The organism is Vibrio sp. Y58_MX_L22, from assembly GCF_024181865.1.
GTDB lineage: Bacteria > Pseudomonadota > Gammaproteobacteria > Enterobacterales > Vibrionaceae > Vibrio > Vibrio alginolyticus.
This window is the reverse complement of sequence record NZ_JAMZAN010000009.1, coordinates 13,224-29,116: the sequence shown is the minus strand read 5'-3', so window position 1 is coordinate 29,116 and position 15,893 is coordinate 13,224. Positions and strand designations below refer to the sequence as shown.

Genomic DNA, 15,893 nt, shown 5'->3' with positions numbered 1-15,893 from the left:
AACTTAAGGAAGAGCGATTATGCACCTTAAAAACGGCAACGCAGTGAAAAACGTGTTCACACTAAGCACACTCACCGCTTCTTGTCTTATGGCCTTCAATAGCTACGCAGCAGTTGACTGTGCCCCTCTAGAAACTTGGCAATCATCAAAAGTTTATAACGGTGGCGACCAAGTTCAGCATGAAGGTAATGCTTATAAAGCGCGTTACTGGACGCAAAACAACAATCCAGCGCAATCTGGTGAGTGGGGCGAGTGGGAAACACTTGGCGCTTGTGATGGCACTGGACCGGTTGATCCACCTCAGAATGAAGTCCCGACGGTTACTCTGACATCGCCTTCTGCGTCGGCTTCTGTGACTGCGGGTGATGTTGTTAGCCTAGCTGCAGATGCGGCAGATACTGATGGGACTGTTAGCAAAGTAGAGTTCTTTGTTGATGGTGTATTAGTTGGTCAGGCAACGTCTGCGCCGTATGCTGCATCGTGGACAGCAACTGAAGGACAGCACGAGTTCTCTACCAAGGCCTATGACGATGCAGGTGCCGTTAGTACGGCAAGTGTTGTGACGTTAACTGTGGCATCAGCGCAACCTGGTAACGAAGCGCCGACAGTGGATGTCGCGCTTTCTGCGAGCTCTATTGACCTGGGTGGTTCCGTAACACTGACTGCAAATGCTACGGATGCGGATGGTACCGTTGCTAAAGTTGATTTTTATGTTGCAGGTGTGCTTGCTGGCACTGCTACAACAGCGCCATACACGCTGGATGTAACCCCTTCACAAGCTGGCTCATTAAGTGTTTATGCGAGAGCAACCGATGATGCTGGCGCAACAGCAGATTCTGCAATTGCGACGTTAACAGTAAACGGCGGCGCAGTGACATCTAATTGTCGTCCTGATGGTCTTTATCAAACAACGGGTGTAGATGTTCCTTACTGTTCTATTTATGACGAAGAAGGCCGTGAGAAAATGGGGGCTGATCACCCACGTCGTGTAATCGGTTACTTCACCAGTTGGCGATCAGGTGACGACCCACAATCGACTTACCTTGTTAAAGACATTCCTTGGGAACAACTTACTCACATTAACTACGCGTTTGTGAGCATTGGTTCTGACGGCAAAGTAAACGTTGGCGACGTAAATGATCCTAACAACCCTGCTACAGGTAAAACTTGGCCAGGCGTTGAGGTAGATCCCGCTCTTGGTTTTAAAGGTCATTTTGGTGCACTAGCAACTTACAAGCAAAAACATGATGTTAAAACGCTAATCTCGATTGGTGGTTGGGCTGAAACGGGCGGTCACTTCGATACGAACGGCGATCGTGTAGCTGATGGTGGCTTCTACACCATGACGACGAATGCGGACGGTTCTATTAATCATGCTGGTATTGAGAAGTTCGCAACTTCAGCCGTTGAAATGATGCGTCAGTACAAGTTCGATGGTCTGGATATCGACTATGAATACCCGACGTCAATGGCTGGTGCTGGTAACCCTTACGACAAAGACTTCATGGAACCACGTCGTCAGTATTTATGGGCGTCTTACCAAGAGCTGATGAAAGTATTGCGTGAGAAACTTGATGCGGCATCCGCGCAAGATGGTATTCATTATATGCTGACTATCGCAGCACCATCTTCAGGTTACTTGCTACGTGGGATGGAAACCTTCGATGTAACTAAGTACCTAGACTACGTAAACATCATGTCTTACGACTTGCATGGGGCTTGGAATGATCACGTTGGTCATAACGCGGCTTTATTCGATACAGGTAAAGACTCTGAGCTAGCGCAGTGGAACGTATACGGCACTGCTGCATACGGTGGTATCGGTTACTTGAACACAGACTGGGCTTACCATTACTTCCGTGGCTCTATGCCAGCAGGTCGTATCAACATTGGTGTTCCTTACTACACCCGTGGTTGGCAAGGTGTTACTGGTGGCGAAAATGGCCTATGGGGCCGAGCGGCACTACCAAACCAAGCAGAGTGCCAACCGGGCACAGGTGAAGGTGAGAAGAACAACTGTGGTCACGGCGCTATTGGTATCGACAACATGTGGCATGATACCGACCCTAAAGGAAACGAAATGGGCGCTGGTTCTAACCCAATGTGGCATGCTAAGAACCTAGAAAACGGTATTTGGGGCTCTTACGCAGCTGCTTACGGTCTGGACCCAGTCAACGATCCTTCAGATAAGTTTGTTGGTACTTATACTCGTCATTACGATAGCGTTGCTGTGGCACCTTGGTTGTGGAACGCAGAGAAGAGCGTATTCCTATCTACGGAAGATAAAGCTTCTATCGAGGTGAAAGCCGATTACGTTATCGATAAAGAGATCGGCGGTATCATGTTCTGGGAACTAGCCGGTGACTACAACTGTTACGTACTGGATGCAAATGGTAATCGTACGGCAGTAGATGCCACTGAACAAGCTTGTGCGGCAGGTAATGGTGAATACCACATGGGTAACACTATGACCAAAGCTATCTACGACAAGTTTAAGTCTGCGACGCCTTACGGTAATAAAGTAGCGACTGGTCCAACACCAACTGAAGCAGTAGACATTACTGTTAGTGTTGGCGGCTTCAAAGTTGGCGATCAAAACTACCCAATTAACCCGAAAATCACGTTTACGAACAACACTGGTCAAGCGATCCCTGGCGGTACTGAATTCCAATTCGATATCCCAGTATCTGCGCCGGACAACGCGAAAGACCAATCAGGTGGTGGTTTGAAAGTCATTGCTTCTGGACATACTCGTGCAAACAACATCGGTGGCTTAGATGGCGTAATGCACCGTGTGTCGTTCTCTCTACCAGCATGGAAAGACTTGCCAGCGGGCGGCACTTACGAGCTTGATATGGTTTACTACCTACCAATCTCTGGTCCGGCTAACTACTCAGTGATTTCTGGTGGTAAAGAGTTTGCGTTTAAGTTTGAACAGCCAGATCTACCAATTGGTGATCTCAATGCGGGCACGGGTGGTGGTACCACTGAACCAGGTACGTGTGATACGACAGGTTTAGTGACATACCCAGCTCTGCCACAAACGGATTGGGCAGGTAATCCAAGCCACGCTAACCAAGGCGATAAGATCATCCACAACGGTGTGGTTTACCAAGCGAACTGGTGGACAGCGGCTGAACCGGGTACAGATGGTAGCTGGTCAACGGTATGTAACATCTAATTATTATGGATTATTTGTTATAGCCTAATGTTTACAGGCACTTAAACAAAAGCGCACGATGATTATCGTGCGCTTTTTTGTTGTGATAGTTTGTCGTTTAATCGAATTGGTAACTTTCAGGTATGACGACAATACCTTTGTCTGAGATTTTAAATCGCTTCGCATCTTCAAGTTTGTTGATGCCAATTTGAGTATGTGGCGGAATACGAACATGTTTATCAACTATGCAGTTGACCAACTGACTTCCTTCACCGACTTCCACGTCATCAAATATGATGGAATCGACTACCGTTGCACTGTCTTGAATGCGTACGTTATAGGAAATGATGGAATGCTGTACTGAGCCTCCAGAATTGATGACACCGGTAGCAATGATGGAGTTAATAAAAATACCTTCATTGCCTGTAGCAGAAGAAACGGTACGAGCTGGTGGAAACTGCGGCTCGTAAGTACGAATCGCCCAATTGGACTGATAAAGGTTCATTGGCGGCACAGGTTCTAGTAGATCCATATTCGCTTCATAGAAGGAATCAATGGTACCCACGTCGCGCCAATAGCAATCTTTATCGACGCGCCCTTTACTGCCACAGAATTGATAAGCGTAAACGGATTCGGTATCAATCAGCTTAGGTATGATGTCTTTTCCGAAGTCATGGCTTGATGAATCGAGTTTTGAGTCTTCTTCAAGCGCTTCTTTCAAAACATCCATATCAAAGATATATATTCCCATAGAAACAAGGCTTCTGGTCGCGCTTCCAGGAAGGGTAGGTGGGGTTTCAGGTTTCTCTATAAACGAAGTAACGAGCCCGCTTTCTGTGGTGCCCATTACACCGAATGCTGAAGCATCCTCTACGGGAACATCCATACAGGCAACGGTGAGCTTAGCACCTTTCTCTTTATGCTCTTCAAGCATTGCGGCGTAGTCCATTCGATAGATATGATCGCCGGATAACACAACCACATACTTTGCATCATTTCGCGATAGCAACCACATGTTGTGATAAATTGCATCGGCGGTTCCTTCATACCATGCACCACCTTTGCGCATTTGTGGTGGAACAGCAGTAATGTACTCGCCTAGCTCTGGATTGAATATCGACCAGCCGTCTCGTAAGTGTTTTTGAAGTGAATGAGATTTATATTGGGTTAAAACAAGGATCTTGCGTAAACCCGAATGTAAACAATTGGTTAGTGTGAAATCTATAATTCTATATTTTCCGCCAAAAGGTACGGCTGGCTTGGTTCTGTCATCGGTGAGTGGGCTGAGTCTAGACCCCATCCCTCCTGCTAAAATTACGGCGAGTGCGTCTTCCATAGTATTCCCTTTCCCTTTTCTGACATGCATCAAAACGGTGCTAACCTGAAGGAGGTGGTATGCAACGCAGAGGTTTTGAAAAGCATGTGCTAATGTGCTTATTAGTGAAAAGTCTACTACAAGAATCGAGCCATAGAATATCTCCTTAAAAATCAAGGAGGTTAAAATTTCACTGTAAGACAACTGCACCATATTAGTGAAGCGCTAAATAGCCCGTGCATCAAATTGGCGCAAAATTGTAGAAAGGAGAAGTCAACAAGTATGGATTTACAATGTAAAGTGGCGACAAAACAAGAAGATAAATAGGGTTTTCTAGCTTAATAACTATGGCTAAACAAGGCTTAGGGTTAGCGTTTTAACTCTAAAGGTCTAAAACAGGCGCGTTGATGTAAGGCAGGAGAGCTTTGTATCAACAATTCAAGAGTAGAAGGCCTGAGACAACTCTTTTCACAGTTGTTGAGAGTGAGTGGATAGGTAAGTAGACCACTCACTCAATGAATATGCTCACTTCACTGATAGCGATACGTTATCACTGCACTAAGAGAGACCGACGATATTTCCTTCATCATCAAGATCTAAGTTCATAAATGCGGGTTTATCAGGTAAGCCTGGCATCGTCATCACGGTACCAGATAATGCATAAACGAATCCTGCGCCCGCACACAAGCGCAGCTCGCGGATTGGGACGGTAAAACCAGTTGGTGCCCCTTTGACTGCGGAGTCCGTGGTTATAGATAGTGGTGTCTTCGCGATGCAAACCGCTAAGTTGTTAAAGCCTAATTGCTCAAAATGTTTGAGCTGTTCAGTCGCGATAGGAGTCATTTCTATATTGGTTGCTCCATAGCCCGCTTCACATACTGCCATGAGCTTTTCGAGTAATGATTGCTCTTTGTTGTATAACGGACAAAACTCTACAGGCGTGGTACACGCATCAATAACATGTTGAGCTAGTTCCGTTGCGCCTTGTCCGCCTTGCGAAAAAGCGGTGCTGATGGCTACTTTAACTTCGGGATTAAATTGGTGAATCAGATCTTCAAGAGCTTTAAGCTCTTTCACACAATCTTGTGGAAACTGGTTAATGGCAACGACAGCAGGTAAACCGTATTTATGAACGTTATTTATGTGCCATTTTAAATTTTCAAACCCAGCCTCCAATGCTGCTTGGTCCGGATTAAAAATGGAATCTGGAATAGCCATACCTGGTCGTAAATCGTAGTGTCCGGAATTCGCTTTGAGGCCGCGTAATGTTGCTACGATCACTACACAGTCCGGGGCTTTGTTGGCGGCAGCAGCTTTAATGTTACACGCTTTCTCAAATCCCATATCCGAACCAAAACCGGCTTCAGTTACCGTGTAACCTGACAGTTTGAGCGCAATATCGTCCGCGATAATGGATGAATTTCCATGGGCGATGTTTGCAAATGGACCTGCATGGATCAACGTAGGAACACCTTCTAGAGTTTGCATCAGTGTTGGTGCAATCGCCTCTTTTAGTGTTACTGCCATTGCTCCTGCAACTTGTAGATCTTCCGTAGTGACGGGGTTTCCGTTCAAATCGTACGCTACGACAATTTTCCCAATACGTTGACGTAAATCTTTTAAATCTTTGGCTAGTGCAATGATAGCCATTAACTCAGAAGCGGCTGAAATATCGAACCCTTCGTCACGCTCGAAACCATTGATGGTTTTTCCTGCATCATTGAGGCCAATTTTGACTTTACGTAGTGCACGATCATTATGGTCCATCACTCGTTTCCAAGTAATACTTGCCGTGTCGATTTTAAGTGCTCTTAACCCGGTGCGTGATTCAAAGGCATCATAACCCTCGCGTTGCTCATGGAACAAGCGAGCGTCAAGAGCGGCTGAAGCAAGGTTGTGCGCCGCTGTCACTGCGTGAATGTCACCAGTAAGGTGTAAGTTTAACTCTTCCATTGGAGCTACTTGAGAATAACCACCGCCCGCTGCGCCACCTTTAATACCGAAGACGGGTCCCATCGAAGGTTGCCTTATACATGCAATAACAGATTGATTAAGCTTTGCTAAACCTTGCGCCAGTCCTATCGTCGTAACGGTTTTTCCTTCGCCAAGAGGAGTCGGCGTGATCGCAGTGACGAGTACAAGTTTACCGTCATCATTTGCTTTGAGTCGTTCCAAACATTTTGGGTGGACTTTGGCTTTGTGCTTCCCGTGAGTGTCATACTCTTCGGGCAATAGTCCTACTTTTTCCGCGATAACATCAATAGAAGAAAGTGGTGTGTTTCGGCAAATTTCGATATCTGACTGCATGGAGAATCCCCAAAGTGGCACACAGGTAGCGTTGAAAAACTACCTGAGTTATAACGAGTATTATTGTGAGGCAAAGGTCTGCTTGGTGATGGTACTGTTTCGGTTAGGCTTGTAAAGAGTTTACTGCTTCGTATTGTGCGACATACTAACGAAATCTACTCGTTATAGTGCTAGATAAAAACAAAAAGGCCACCAAATGGTGACCTTGATATATTTTTAGCTTTAAAGCTGTCGTTTTAACGATCCCAATAAGTCTCTTCTAAGCTATCTTCTCGTTCAGGAAGCGCTCGCGATAGGCGAGGAGAGTGCTGCGTCAACACTTCATAGCTTACTCGGTTTGCGTATTTACAGATCTGAGAAAGCGAGGAGTAGGTTAAGCATCGTACTTCGTGCTTTTCTGAGTTAGGCACTTCTTTTTGGTGGAAAGAGTTTGCTGCCATGTCATGCAGTAAGGCTGAAAGGGCTGCATCACCTGCACCATTAGTGTTCTTAATCTCTAGTGGTCCACCAAGGTAAGGGCCGATGTGAGAGTAGACCTTCATTGGGTTTTGACAGTCTTCTTTACGCATCGCACGACTAAACTCGTACTGGTTAAAGGCTTCGAGGGAGCTTTCAAGGATGTCGTGTGTGGTTTCTCGTTTTACTTTCTCGTCGGTGTAACCAGCCATGTACAGACCATTTGGTCCTGCCGTACACAGTACGAGATCAACCCATTCAAGTGCTTTATCAGCAGCAGCTAGCGGCTCTGTTTCACCTGTTAGCGCCGCACCTTCTTCTTCATTCATAGCGACAACAGAAATGTTTTCGCGAATGTATTCTTGCCACCACTGTGCGTTGCCTTCGATAACGTACTTCGTCCCTAACGTAAGTACAACAGGGACATCGTGCTTCTTAGCAAAGTCGATCGCTCTTTGTACCGCTTTAGGCATTGGATCTTCTTCTTTACCACGCATTAGGTAAGAAGAAACAACCAGGGCTGATGCTTTCTCAAAGATCTCTTCAGGAATGCTTTCCGGAAGTAGTTGATTCATATGACCTTCGTTGATAGCAAATGTACGCTCACCGTCTTGAGAAATTAGGGTGTAGCAGCGACCAATAGGGCCATCTACCGTTTGTAAATGGTTAAGGTTCATGCGTGAAGACGTACGGCAAAGGTAGCGGTAAGCAAAAGAACCGACTTGAATGTTCTTAGACATCACACCGAGCAAAACGGATTTGCTATCGGCTAAAACTGAGTAGTTGTGAAGAGTATTGCCAATCGTGTCACCTGGGTATTGGTGTGTGATCAGGCCTTGCTCAACCAGTTCTTCGTAAAGAGCATCTGCTTTGCTTTCTTCAAGAACGAGCGAATGTCCTTTACTCAGGTTGTATTTCTCTAAAAACGCGTCATCTACACGTGCTTCGATATCTACAATGGTTTGACCGACACCAACAATAGTTGGGCGATATAGCTTAGGTGCCTGTCGGATTTGGTTTACTAATGGATCTCGAGCGTGAGTTGGGAAGTAGTGTTTAGATTTACGCTGACCAGGAAACTTCATGCTTGTTCTTGAGTGAGAAAAAAAAGAGGCGGGATTGTATCACAAAAAAATGAAAATCGTGGCGATTTATTACAAAGAAGTCTGCTCGCTGAAAAAATCAGCGAGCTGAGTAAATAGCAACCAAAGCAGCTGCAATTTATGACGCTTGTCGTATTGCAATGGGTTGTTTTTTAAACTTGTTGCTCAGCAGCGCCCGGAAAGAGCCTGCTCCGCGCTAACTAAATTTACCCGCGTTACTTTTTCACTTCAGTTGGCTCAACGTAAGCCTTGGTGCCCCAAAGTGGGACTGTCGAAAGGCTATGTTTAAAACTACCATCGGTCTCTTTTGTTGTATAAGACAAGTAGAGTAAGGTTTGGTTATCGGCATCATAAATACGGCGAACCTTCATTGTTTTGAAGAAAATGCTTTTTGACTTCTTAAATACAATTTCACCGGACTTACTCTTATCTATTTTTGCAATCATTTCCGGTGTGATTTCGCCAGTCTGACGACATGATATTGAGCTATCACTTGGATCTGCTAAGCTGAAATCCGCTTCGATAGAGGCGATGTGACATGTGACACCTGTTACCACCTCGTCTTTCAACTCACCGACTTTGATGTCTTTCAAAGTAAACCAACCGAGCCCCACGTCAGCAACATCGTTATCTGAACAACCAACTAGAGTAGTAGCAAGCAATGCACTTAACAGCATCTTTTTCATTATTTTTGTCCTTAACTAGGAAAGATATTGATGAAATCTATCAGAGGTTTGCACCTAAAACAAAATTTAGCCACGGAAAGGTCTATGTGCGCTAGGTTTGTTGCGGGCTTCATGCTAATGTACTGCTCTAAACGAAGGTATCAAGATGAATGAACAACAGTTAGCCAGTATCGAGCGTAAAAATACATGGCTGTATGATCTGGTCGAAGTTGAATTTCCGACACCAGAGAGTTTGAAAGGGCGCGATGTCTATTTCAAAACGCTAGAAAAAGCAACGTATCAAGTAGTCGACAAAGACACACTACTGGAAAGTGACTCTGAATTTAACCCCGACGATATTTTTCTGGTCGATTTTCATCGACTGACCATTATGTTCTCTATCTTGCAATCTCAGCGCTGGGAACAGCAGTATGATAAAGATATGATCATTGAATATCTGACACAGATTATCCTCACGCCAGATTTTGAATTATATGTTGGTTTTAAATCTGGAGTCCCAATTGGTGCTGCTATTGTTAGCCATCTCGAAGGAAATACACTCATCTCTGATATTGCTGTTTCTGAATCAAAATACAAAAGCTCGTTTGTGGCTGATCTGGCTAAAAAACTAAGCACCGAGCAAAAACTGTTAGACTCAGTGGTTATCGAAAACTAACTTACACATCAATGTGCATAAAAAGTAAAGCAAGATGACGTTGGGTGATCTTGCTTAGAAAAACTGTAATTGCTCCCTTCTATTTCCATGAAATGCCAAGCTCGTCGTTTCAACAATCCCAAACTCAAATAAGATTAATCCAAACATTCTTAAAATCAGCTTGGGCTTGAGCCTGTAAGACGTCTGGAGATGGCTATGGCAATTACCAATATTAAGTGCGTGATATTTGACTGTGATGGTACGTTGGTCGACAGTGAAAGGCTGTGTTGCCAAGCGCTCGTCAATGTATTTAACCAGCATGGGGCTGAGTTAACGATGGATGAGTGCGTTTCTCACTTTAAAGGAGGAAAGCTCGCTGACATCCTTTTAGATACTAAAGAGTTGAAAGATATCAAAGTCCCAATTGATGTTTTAGAGCCGCAATACCGAGAAGAAGTCCAGTCTCTTTTTGTGCGTCACTTACAGCCGATGGATGGCGCAAAACGATTAATTCAGTTTTTGGATTCGCATAGTATCGAATATTGTGTGGCGTCTAATGGACCTAAAGATAAAATTGAATACGCTTTGGAGTTAACCGGTTTGCTCGATGCTTTCCGAGGGAAAGTGTTCTCGGCATTCGATGCGAATAGTTGGAAGCCTGAGCCCGATTTAATCATGTACAGTGCTATGAGCATGGGCTTTTTACCAAGTGACTGTCTTTATATTGATGACACGCCTAAAGGAGTTGAGGCGGGACTAAACGCCGGTATCAAAACGGTGCAGTTATTTAATGGTGAAGCTATCAATCTTGTTGATGACGAGCGTGTAATTCGCATCCATCATTTAGATGAATTAAAAGAGCAGCTGTGTGGCTGCTCTGTTTGACCTACTAATGGCAAACCGGACTCAAGCTGTGGATGTGCTTAAGTTTAGACTGTAGGTAAGGCGTTTGATGTAGACATTGGATAGATGAGAAGTTTTTTGTATGAAATCCGCAAGCAGCGCATGTGAATTTCTCGCCATCCGATGAAATGAGATATTCATCTCCTTGGCAGAGTGGGCAGTTCAGGTTCTCTATGTCTTTTGTGTCTTTGTAATTATTCATATTGTTTTCCAGCAGCAAATTGGAATTGGCAAGATCAAGCATAGCGGAACGCTTTGTTTAAGAACATTATTTCATCGGGTACAGCGAGAACTTGAGATTCACTTCAAATATCCACTTGGATGTCGTAGAAAATATCGAAGGTAATAGTTGAACACGGTTTAAAGAAAAGGGCTCCTTAAGGAGCCCTTGTTGATCATAAGTTCCACAATGTTATGCGGTGCGGTAGCGTTGTAATATCTCACCAAGAGAAACGGAGGCTTGCGTGAGATTAGCGACGCCAGCGGTAGATTGCTCCGCCACTTCTCTGATTGTGCTTGATTGACTACGAATTTCTGAAAGTTCCGATGCAATATCGTTAGCAACTGCGCTTTGTTCTTCAGCAGATGTGGAAATCTGAATGCTCATGTCCATTAATGAGCGTGCTGACTCGGCAATAGAGGTAACATCATGGCCGATTTCATCAATAAGCTGGCTGCTGGTTTGAGCTTGCTGAACGGTTCGGTTGGTGATTGAAGCAATGTTCTGGCTCTCAATTTGAAGCTTCTCAATCATGGCTTGGATCTCTACTGTTGCCTGTTGAGTTCTGCTTGCTAATGTACGTACTTCATCGGCAACCACTGCAAATCCACGACCTTGTTCACCAGCACGGGCTGCTTCGATTGCTGCGTTTAGTGCCAACAGATTAGTTTGTTCTGAAATGGCGTTAATCGTTGTGATCACGTCATTAATCTGCGTCGTATTCTCGTTTAAATTGGTTACTGACGTAGAGGCTTGTTCAATATAGCTAGATAACGTCTCTATCTCGCCAATCACGTTTTGTACACGGCTTCTGCTTAGTTCGATCTTCTGGGCATCTTGGTCTGACTGCGTCGTTGCTTGTTGAGAAATACTTGATACCTCCTTTGCAGAGGCTGTCATTTCTTCCATTGCCGTCGCGACTGAATCAAGCGTTTGATATTGATGAGATATCTGGGTTTCACTCAACTGCATATCTTTTTCGAATGCAGAAGATGTCTCGCTCAACATCGTTGCATTATTTTTAACACTATTAACCAGTTCACTTAAGGTATCCATAGACTTGTCTAGCGCACAGCCGATGGTACCGAATTCATCTCGACCTGGATGGAAACCAAGACGAGAGGTTAAGTCACCGTCACCAATTTTTTCGGTTGTTGTATATAAAACCCACAGAGCTCCTCCGATAAACGTTGCCACCCAGTAAGAGAATAGGGCAAAAGGAATAACCCATAAGAAGCTGAGTAATAGTGACGATAGAGCTGATGATTTTAACGATTCGTATTGTGTGGACACATTTTGAGTCAGCTTAATCACTTCCCCAGAATGCAACTTGGCATAAGCGGTCACAGACCCATCGACAAAAGAACTCTCGCTTACGCGGTTCGATTTCGATACGCCGTCAATTTCTGTAGCGCGGTTTGATTGAGCATCAACGATACCAGAAAGCTTCGCTTCGCTCGCCGAGATGGCTTGCTGCTCAAATTGTTGTATTTCATTGAAGTAGCGGCTTCCAGCCACTGAAGTGAGGGCTACTAAAAACAGTAGGAATATAACCCACATTTTGTCGTTGATAGACATCTTGATAAACAGCCTGTCTATCGTTCTAAACTCAACTTCTCTCATTTAAAGCTCCATTAGAGATAAAAGATATTGACCAAATCTATTGCTATATCGAAACAAAATATGCGAAGTTAATCAGCAAAATATGTAACGAATACTAAATTTAGTTTAAGAAATGAGATCTAAGGACGCCTATAACAGTATGTTATATCTTTAAATTGACATGAATGTTGATAAAAGAGTCATTTCTCTAAAGTGTTAAGCGGATATGAAACCTAATTGCAATCGTTTACTTTTGATTATGCTCATAGGTTTTTAAATCTTTACTTCTCGCTGTCATGAATGTGTCATATAAAGACTATAAAAAGGAGTTGCTGATGTGGATATGGCAAGAGTCAGGCCGTCAGCAAGTAAAAGCAAGAGAGCTTAAAATAAAGGAGGTCACAATGAGCGACCAATACCAAAACGATGAGAGCCTAGAGCTGCTAGATGCGCTTGAAATTGGCATTATCTTGTCGGAATACGTTGGCTCAGACAACGAAGCCGAATAGCGGAACACTCTCATCTCGTCGTAATTGACGTTATACTAGGTTCATGTCACACCAAGCCCTAGAGGCCAAAACTGGCGTCGAATGAACTTTCTAGCCCACCTGCATATCGCAGATCACAGTAACAGCCATTTATTGGGAAACTTGCTTGGAGACTTCGTAAAAGGAGATCCAAGCAAGCTGTATGATCGCGATATCTCAAATGGTATCAGATTACATAGATTTGTTGACCGTATTACTGACCATCATCCAATCGTCAACGAATGTAAGCCTCATTTCACTGGTATTGCGAGACGTTTTGCACCTATCGCTTTGGATATGTTTTGGGATCATTGCCTCGCAAAACACTGGAACGACTTTCATTCCGTGCCTCTCGAACACTTTGTCCAAACGGCATACGAGCGAGTAAACCGAGAGGTTCATGAACATTTGCCGCCACGTTTTTTGGTGCTCCACAGCAGAATGTGGCATGGCCGATGGCTTCAATCCTATCAAGATCTAGACAATATAGAATTTGCACTACATCGGATGTCGCAAAGAAGCCCTAGAATGGCAGACTTAACCACAACATTTAAAGTGATTGAAAGTGATTACACCGAATTAGAAGAGAAGTTCTCGTCACTTTATCGAGATGTTTTGCGCCAGTCGTATGACTTTCAGCAACAGCTTAATGACTCAACTCAATGAGATAGAAAAGTAGTATGGCTTTAGGGGCTCTGGTAAACTCTGCGCTCCAAAAATAATGAGGTTACACATGTCTGTTAATTTTGCTGATTTAGGCATCGAACAAAAGCTAATCGAGACGCTAGGCAATCTAAATATCGTGACGCCAACACCAGTGCAAGAAAAGTCAATTCCACACGTCCTTGCAGGAAAAAACTTACTTGCTGCTGCACAAACTGGTACGGGAAAAACGGCTGCGTTTGGTTTACCTATCATACAAACCGTTCAGCAAAAGAAACTTAACGGCACACCTCAAGCATTGATTTTGGTTCCAACACGCGAGCTTGCACAGCAGGTATTTGATAATTTGAATCAGTACTCGGCAGAAACAGAACTTCGCATTGTGTGTGTTTATGGTGGTACAAGCATTGGCGTACAAAAGAGAAAGTTAGAAGAGGGCGCTGATATTTTGATTGCCACGCCAGGCCGCCTTTTGGATCACCTGTTTAATAGTAACGTAAACATCTCTAAAACCGGTATGCTCGTGTTAGACGAAGCCGACCGTATGTTAGATATGGGATTTTGGCCTGACTTGCAGCGCATCTTCCGACGTTTGCCTGCTGAGAAACAGATCCTATTGTTCTCTGCGACATTTGAGAAGCGAATCAAAACTATTGCGTATAAACTCATGGAATCGCCAGTTGAAGTCGAAGTTTCACCAGCAAACACGACTGCTGAAACGGTAACACAAATGGTTTATCCAGTGGATAAAAAACGGAAACGTGAACTGCTAGCGTACTTAATTGGCTCGCGGAATTGGCAGCAAGTGCTTGTATTTACAAAAACGAAGCAAGGCAGTGATGAGTTAGCGAAAGAGCTCAAGTTAGATGGCATCAAAGCGGTTTCTATCAACGGTGATAAATCACAGGGTGCCCGCCAAAGAGCTTTGGATGAATTTAAACAAGGTAAGGTACGTGCTTTGATTGCAACCGATGTGGCAGCACGAGGGTTAGATATTCAAGAGCTAGAACAAGTCGTGAACTTTGATATGCCATTCAAAGCAGAAGATTATGTCCATCGAATTGGCCGCACTGGAAGAGCAGGAAAGTCAGGTTTGGCGGTTTCTCTGATGAGTAGAGATGAGGAGTACTTGTTGCAAGCTATCGAGAACCTGCTTGATCAACGCTTACCCCAAGAATGGCTGGCAGGTTTCGAACCAAGTCTTGTAGAAGAAGTTGAGCCTGAACAAAATGGGGGTGGGCGCCGTCGTAGTCGTTCATCAGAGAAGCGTAAGCTAAAAGCAAAATTGGCGATTCATAAGAATCGTGGTAAATCACGTAGCTCTCGCTAAACCGCGCAAACTTTTGTTCTTACATAATCAGGCTGTTTTTGCCTCTTCATAGACGTCTAACGTTTGGGGGATAGCAAGTAGGTACCCTTGATACATATCGAAACCGAGCTTTTTCATTAAGCGAAGTTGATGCTCGGTTTCAATTCCTTCGATAACGGTTTTAGAGCATAACGCTTTTGCGAGTGATAATGCATCGTTAAGCGCTTTAAAATCACCGTTTTCATACCTTAGCAATAAAGAGCGATCCATCTTGATTATATCTGGGCAAACGCTTCTCACTCGCTCAGTTGTCGATGCATTGACGCCATAATCGTCAATCGCTAATTTAAATCCTTCAAGACTTAACTCCCGAGCAGCTTGAGACAAAGAGAGTTCATCCTCCACCTTCAATTCAAGTAACTCCATGACGATTTGTTCATTCATCAAATGCGATTCATAAATGGTTTGTTTTAGCAGTCGGTTATAAGTGATGTCTTTGACTAGTATCTCTGCCGCTACCGGTAATACATTGAGAAACAATTGTTTTGTGTGAAAGCGAGACTGAGAGAAATTTTTGATATGGACTAGGCGACTTAAGCGTTCAACATTGAGCAAATCTTGAGTGGGAGTCGCTTTGGATTGGAAAAACTGATCTGGCCTAACCATGGTGCCATTGGCATTGCTAATTCTTACCAGTGCTTCAAGGCCAACGATGGAAATATCGTTCTTATATATGGGTTGAAAGACACTGCGGAGAGTGAAGTTCGCGTATTTCGCAATATACTGCCCGTCGGCTTCTTTCCGGATGCAACTAAGTAGTTGCGAGATGCTCATCATTGTTACCACAACCTAAATCAATGTCTCAACATCAGCGTTATCGCGCTAATTTTTCTATTTCATTGGCAATGAATCTAAGTGTGCTCATTAACTCAAGCAAGAACGATGGTAATGGATGGGTAGTTTTGTCGAGTGATATCAAACAAATTGATGAAATAATTGATAATCTCA

At 44.0% G+C, this 15,893-nt stretch carries 12 protein-coding genes; 6 read left to right on the top strand and 6 right to left on the bottom strand.

Features of this window, described 5'->3' with window-relative positions:
* Window positions 1-19 precede the first annotated feature (19 nt).
* Complete coding sequence (locus NL626_RS18545; protein WP_253657625.1) at window positions 20-3,181, top strand: glycosyl hydrolase family 18 protein; 3,162 nt, start codon at window positions 20-22, stop codon at window positions 3,179-3,181.
* A gap of 97 nt (window positions 3,182-3,278) precedes the next feature.
* Here NL626_RS18545 and glgC read toward each other — a convergent pair whose 3' ends face one another.
* From glgC to NL626_RS18525, 4 genes are all read right to left on the bottom strand, one after another.
* Entirely contained in the window at window positions 3,279-4,496 is a 1,218-nt protein-coding gene (gene glgC, locus NL626_RS18540; protein WP_253657624.1) for a glucose-1-phosphate adenylyltransferase, read from the bottom strand.
* 537 nt (window positions 4,497-5,033) lie between these two features.
* On the bottom strand, window positions 5,034-6,782 hold the full coding sequence (locus tag NL626_RS18535; RefSeq protein ID WP_104976103.1) for a formate--tetrahydrofolate ligase: 1,749 nt from the start codon (window positions 6,780-6,782) through the stop codon (window positions 5,034-5,036).
* Window positions 6,783-7,018: 236 nt separating this feature from the next.
* Window positions 7,019-8,323 carry an inosine/guanosine kinase gene (locus NL626_RS18530; protein ID WP_005376376.1) on the bottom strand — a complete coding sequence of 435 codons (1,305 nt, stop codon included), beginning with the start codon at window positions 8,321-8,323 and terminating at the stop codon, window positions 7,019-7,021.
* A 233-nt stretch (window positions 8,324-8,556) separates the two neighbouring features.
* Window positions 8,557-9,027, bottom strand: coding sequence for a CreA family protein (locus NL626_RS18525; protein WP_005397614.1), 471 nt, complete (start codon window positions 9,025-9,027; stop codon window positions 8,557-8,559).
* Between the two features lie 145 nt (window positions 9,028-9,172).
* On the opposite strand from NL626_RS18525, the gene NL626_RS18520 reads away from it, so the two are divergent.
* Both NL626_RS18520 and NL626_RS18515 read left to right on the top strand, forming a co-directional pair.
* Window positions 9,173-9,682 (top strand): flavodoxin, encoded by a 510-nt coding sequence (locus NL626_RS18520; RefSeq protein ID WP_253657623.1) that lies wholly within the window; start codon window positions 9,173-9,175, stop codon window positions 9,680-9,682.
* A 195-nt stretch (window positions 9,683-9,877) separates the two neighbouring features.
* Window positions 9,878-10,546 (top strand): HAD-IA family hydrolase, encoded by a 669-nt coding sequence (locus NL626_RS18515; RefSeq protein WP_253657622.1) that lies wholly within the window; start codon window positions 9,878-9,880, stop codon window positions 10,544-10,546.
* A 430-nt stretch (window positions 10,547-10,976) separates the two neighbouring features.
* On the opposite strand, the gene NL626_RS18510 is transcribed toward NL626_RS18515, so the two are convergent.
* A complete protein-coding gene (locus tag NL626_RS18510; protein ID WP_005376380.1) occupies window positions 10,977-12,407 on the bottom strand; it encodes a methyl-accepting chemotaxis protein in 1,431 nt (476 codons plus the stop codon).
* Between the two features lie 314 nt (window positions 12,408-12,721).
* Between NL626_RS18510 and NL626_RS18505 the strand changes: the two genes are divergently transcribed.
* From NL626_RS18505 to NL626_RS18495, 3 genes are all read left to right on the top strand, one after another.
* The gene (locus tag NL626_RS18505; protein ID WP_005376381.1) at window positions 12,722-12,895 is read left to right on the top strand and encodes a hypothetical protein; all 174 of its coding nucleotides are present in this window, start codon (window positions 12,722-12,724) and stop codon (window positions 12,893-12,895) included.
* Between the two features lie 81 nt (window positions 12,896-12,976).
* The gene (locus tag NL626_RS18500; RefSeq protein WP_085569047.1) at window positions 12,977-13,579 is read left to right on the top strand and encodes an ACP phosphodiesterase; all 603 of its coding nucleotides are present in this window, start codon (window positions 12,977-12,979) and stop codon (window positions 13,577-13,579) included.
* A gap of 67 nt (window positions 13,580-13,646) precedes the next feature.
* Window positions 13,647-14,906: a DEAD/DEAH box helicase gene (locus NL626_RS18495; RefSeq protein WP_167416041.1), complete on the top strand. Its 1,260-nt coding sequence runs from the start codon at window positions 13,647-13,649 to the stop codon at window positions 14,904-14,906.
* Window positions 14,907-14,933: 27 nt separating this feature from the next.
* Here the strand turns inward: NL626_RS18495 and NL626_RS18490 are convergent, their stop codons facing one another.
* Window positions 14,934-15,722 (bottom strand): EAL domain-containing protein, encoded by a 789-nt coding sequence (locus tag NL626_RS18490; RefSeq protein WP_167416040.1) that lies wholly within the window; start codon window positions 15,720-15,722, stop codon window positions 14,934-14,936.
* Between the last annotated feature and the right edge of the window lie 171 nt (window positions 15,723-15,893).

Coding starts and splice junctions, on each gene's coding strand:
- NL626_RS18545 (WP_253657625.1), top strand. CDS start 20: ATGCACCTTAAAAACGGCAACGCAGTGAAAAACGTGTTCACACTAAGC.
- glgC (WP_253657624.1), bottom strand. CDS start 4,496: ATGGAAGACGCACTCGCCGTAATTTTAGCAGGAGGGATGGGGTCTAGA.
- NL626_RS18535 (WP_104976103.1), bottom strand. CDS start 6,782: ATGCAGTCAGATATCGAAATTTGCCGAAACACACCACTTTCTTCTATT.
- NL626_RS18530 (WP_005376376.1), bottom strand. CDS start 8,323: ATGAAGTTTCCTGGTCAGCGTAAATCTAAACACTACTTCCCAACTCAC.
- NL626_RS18525 (WP_005397614.1), bottom strand. CDS start 9,027: ATGAAAAAGATGCTGTTAAGTGCATTGCTTGCTACTACTCTAGTTGGT.
- NL626_RS18520 (WP_253657623.1), top strand. CDS start 9,173: ATGAATGAACAACAGTTAGCCAGTATCGAGCGTAAAAATACATGGCTG.
- NL626_RS18515 (WP_253657622.1), top strand. CDS start 9,878: ATGGCAATTACCAATATTAAGTGCGTGATATTTGACTGTGATGGTACG.
- NL626_RS18510 (WP_005376380.1), bottom strand. CDS start 12,407: ATGAGAGAAGTTGAGTTTAGAACGATAGACAGGCTGTTTATCAAGATG.
- NL626_RS18505 (WP_005376381.1), top strand. CDS start 12,722: ATGTGGATATGGCAAGAGTCAGGCCGTCAGCAAGTAAAAGCAAGAGAG.
- NL626_RS18500 (WP_085569047.1), top strand. CDS start 12,977: ATGAACTTTCTAGCCCACCTGCATATCGCAGATCACAGTAACAGCCAT.
- NL626_RS18495 (WP_167416041.1), top strand. CDS start 13,647: ATGTCTGTTAATTTTGCTGATTTAGGCATCGAACAAAAGCTAATCGAG.
- NL626_RS18490 (WP_167416040.1), bottom strand. CDS start 15,722: ATGATGAGCATCTCGCAACTACTTAGTTGCATCCGGAAAGAAGCCGAC.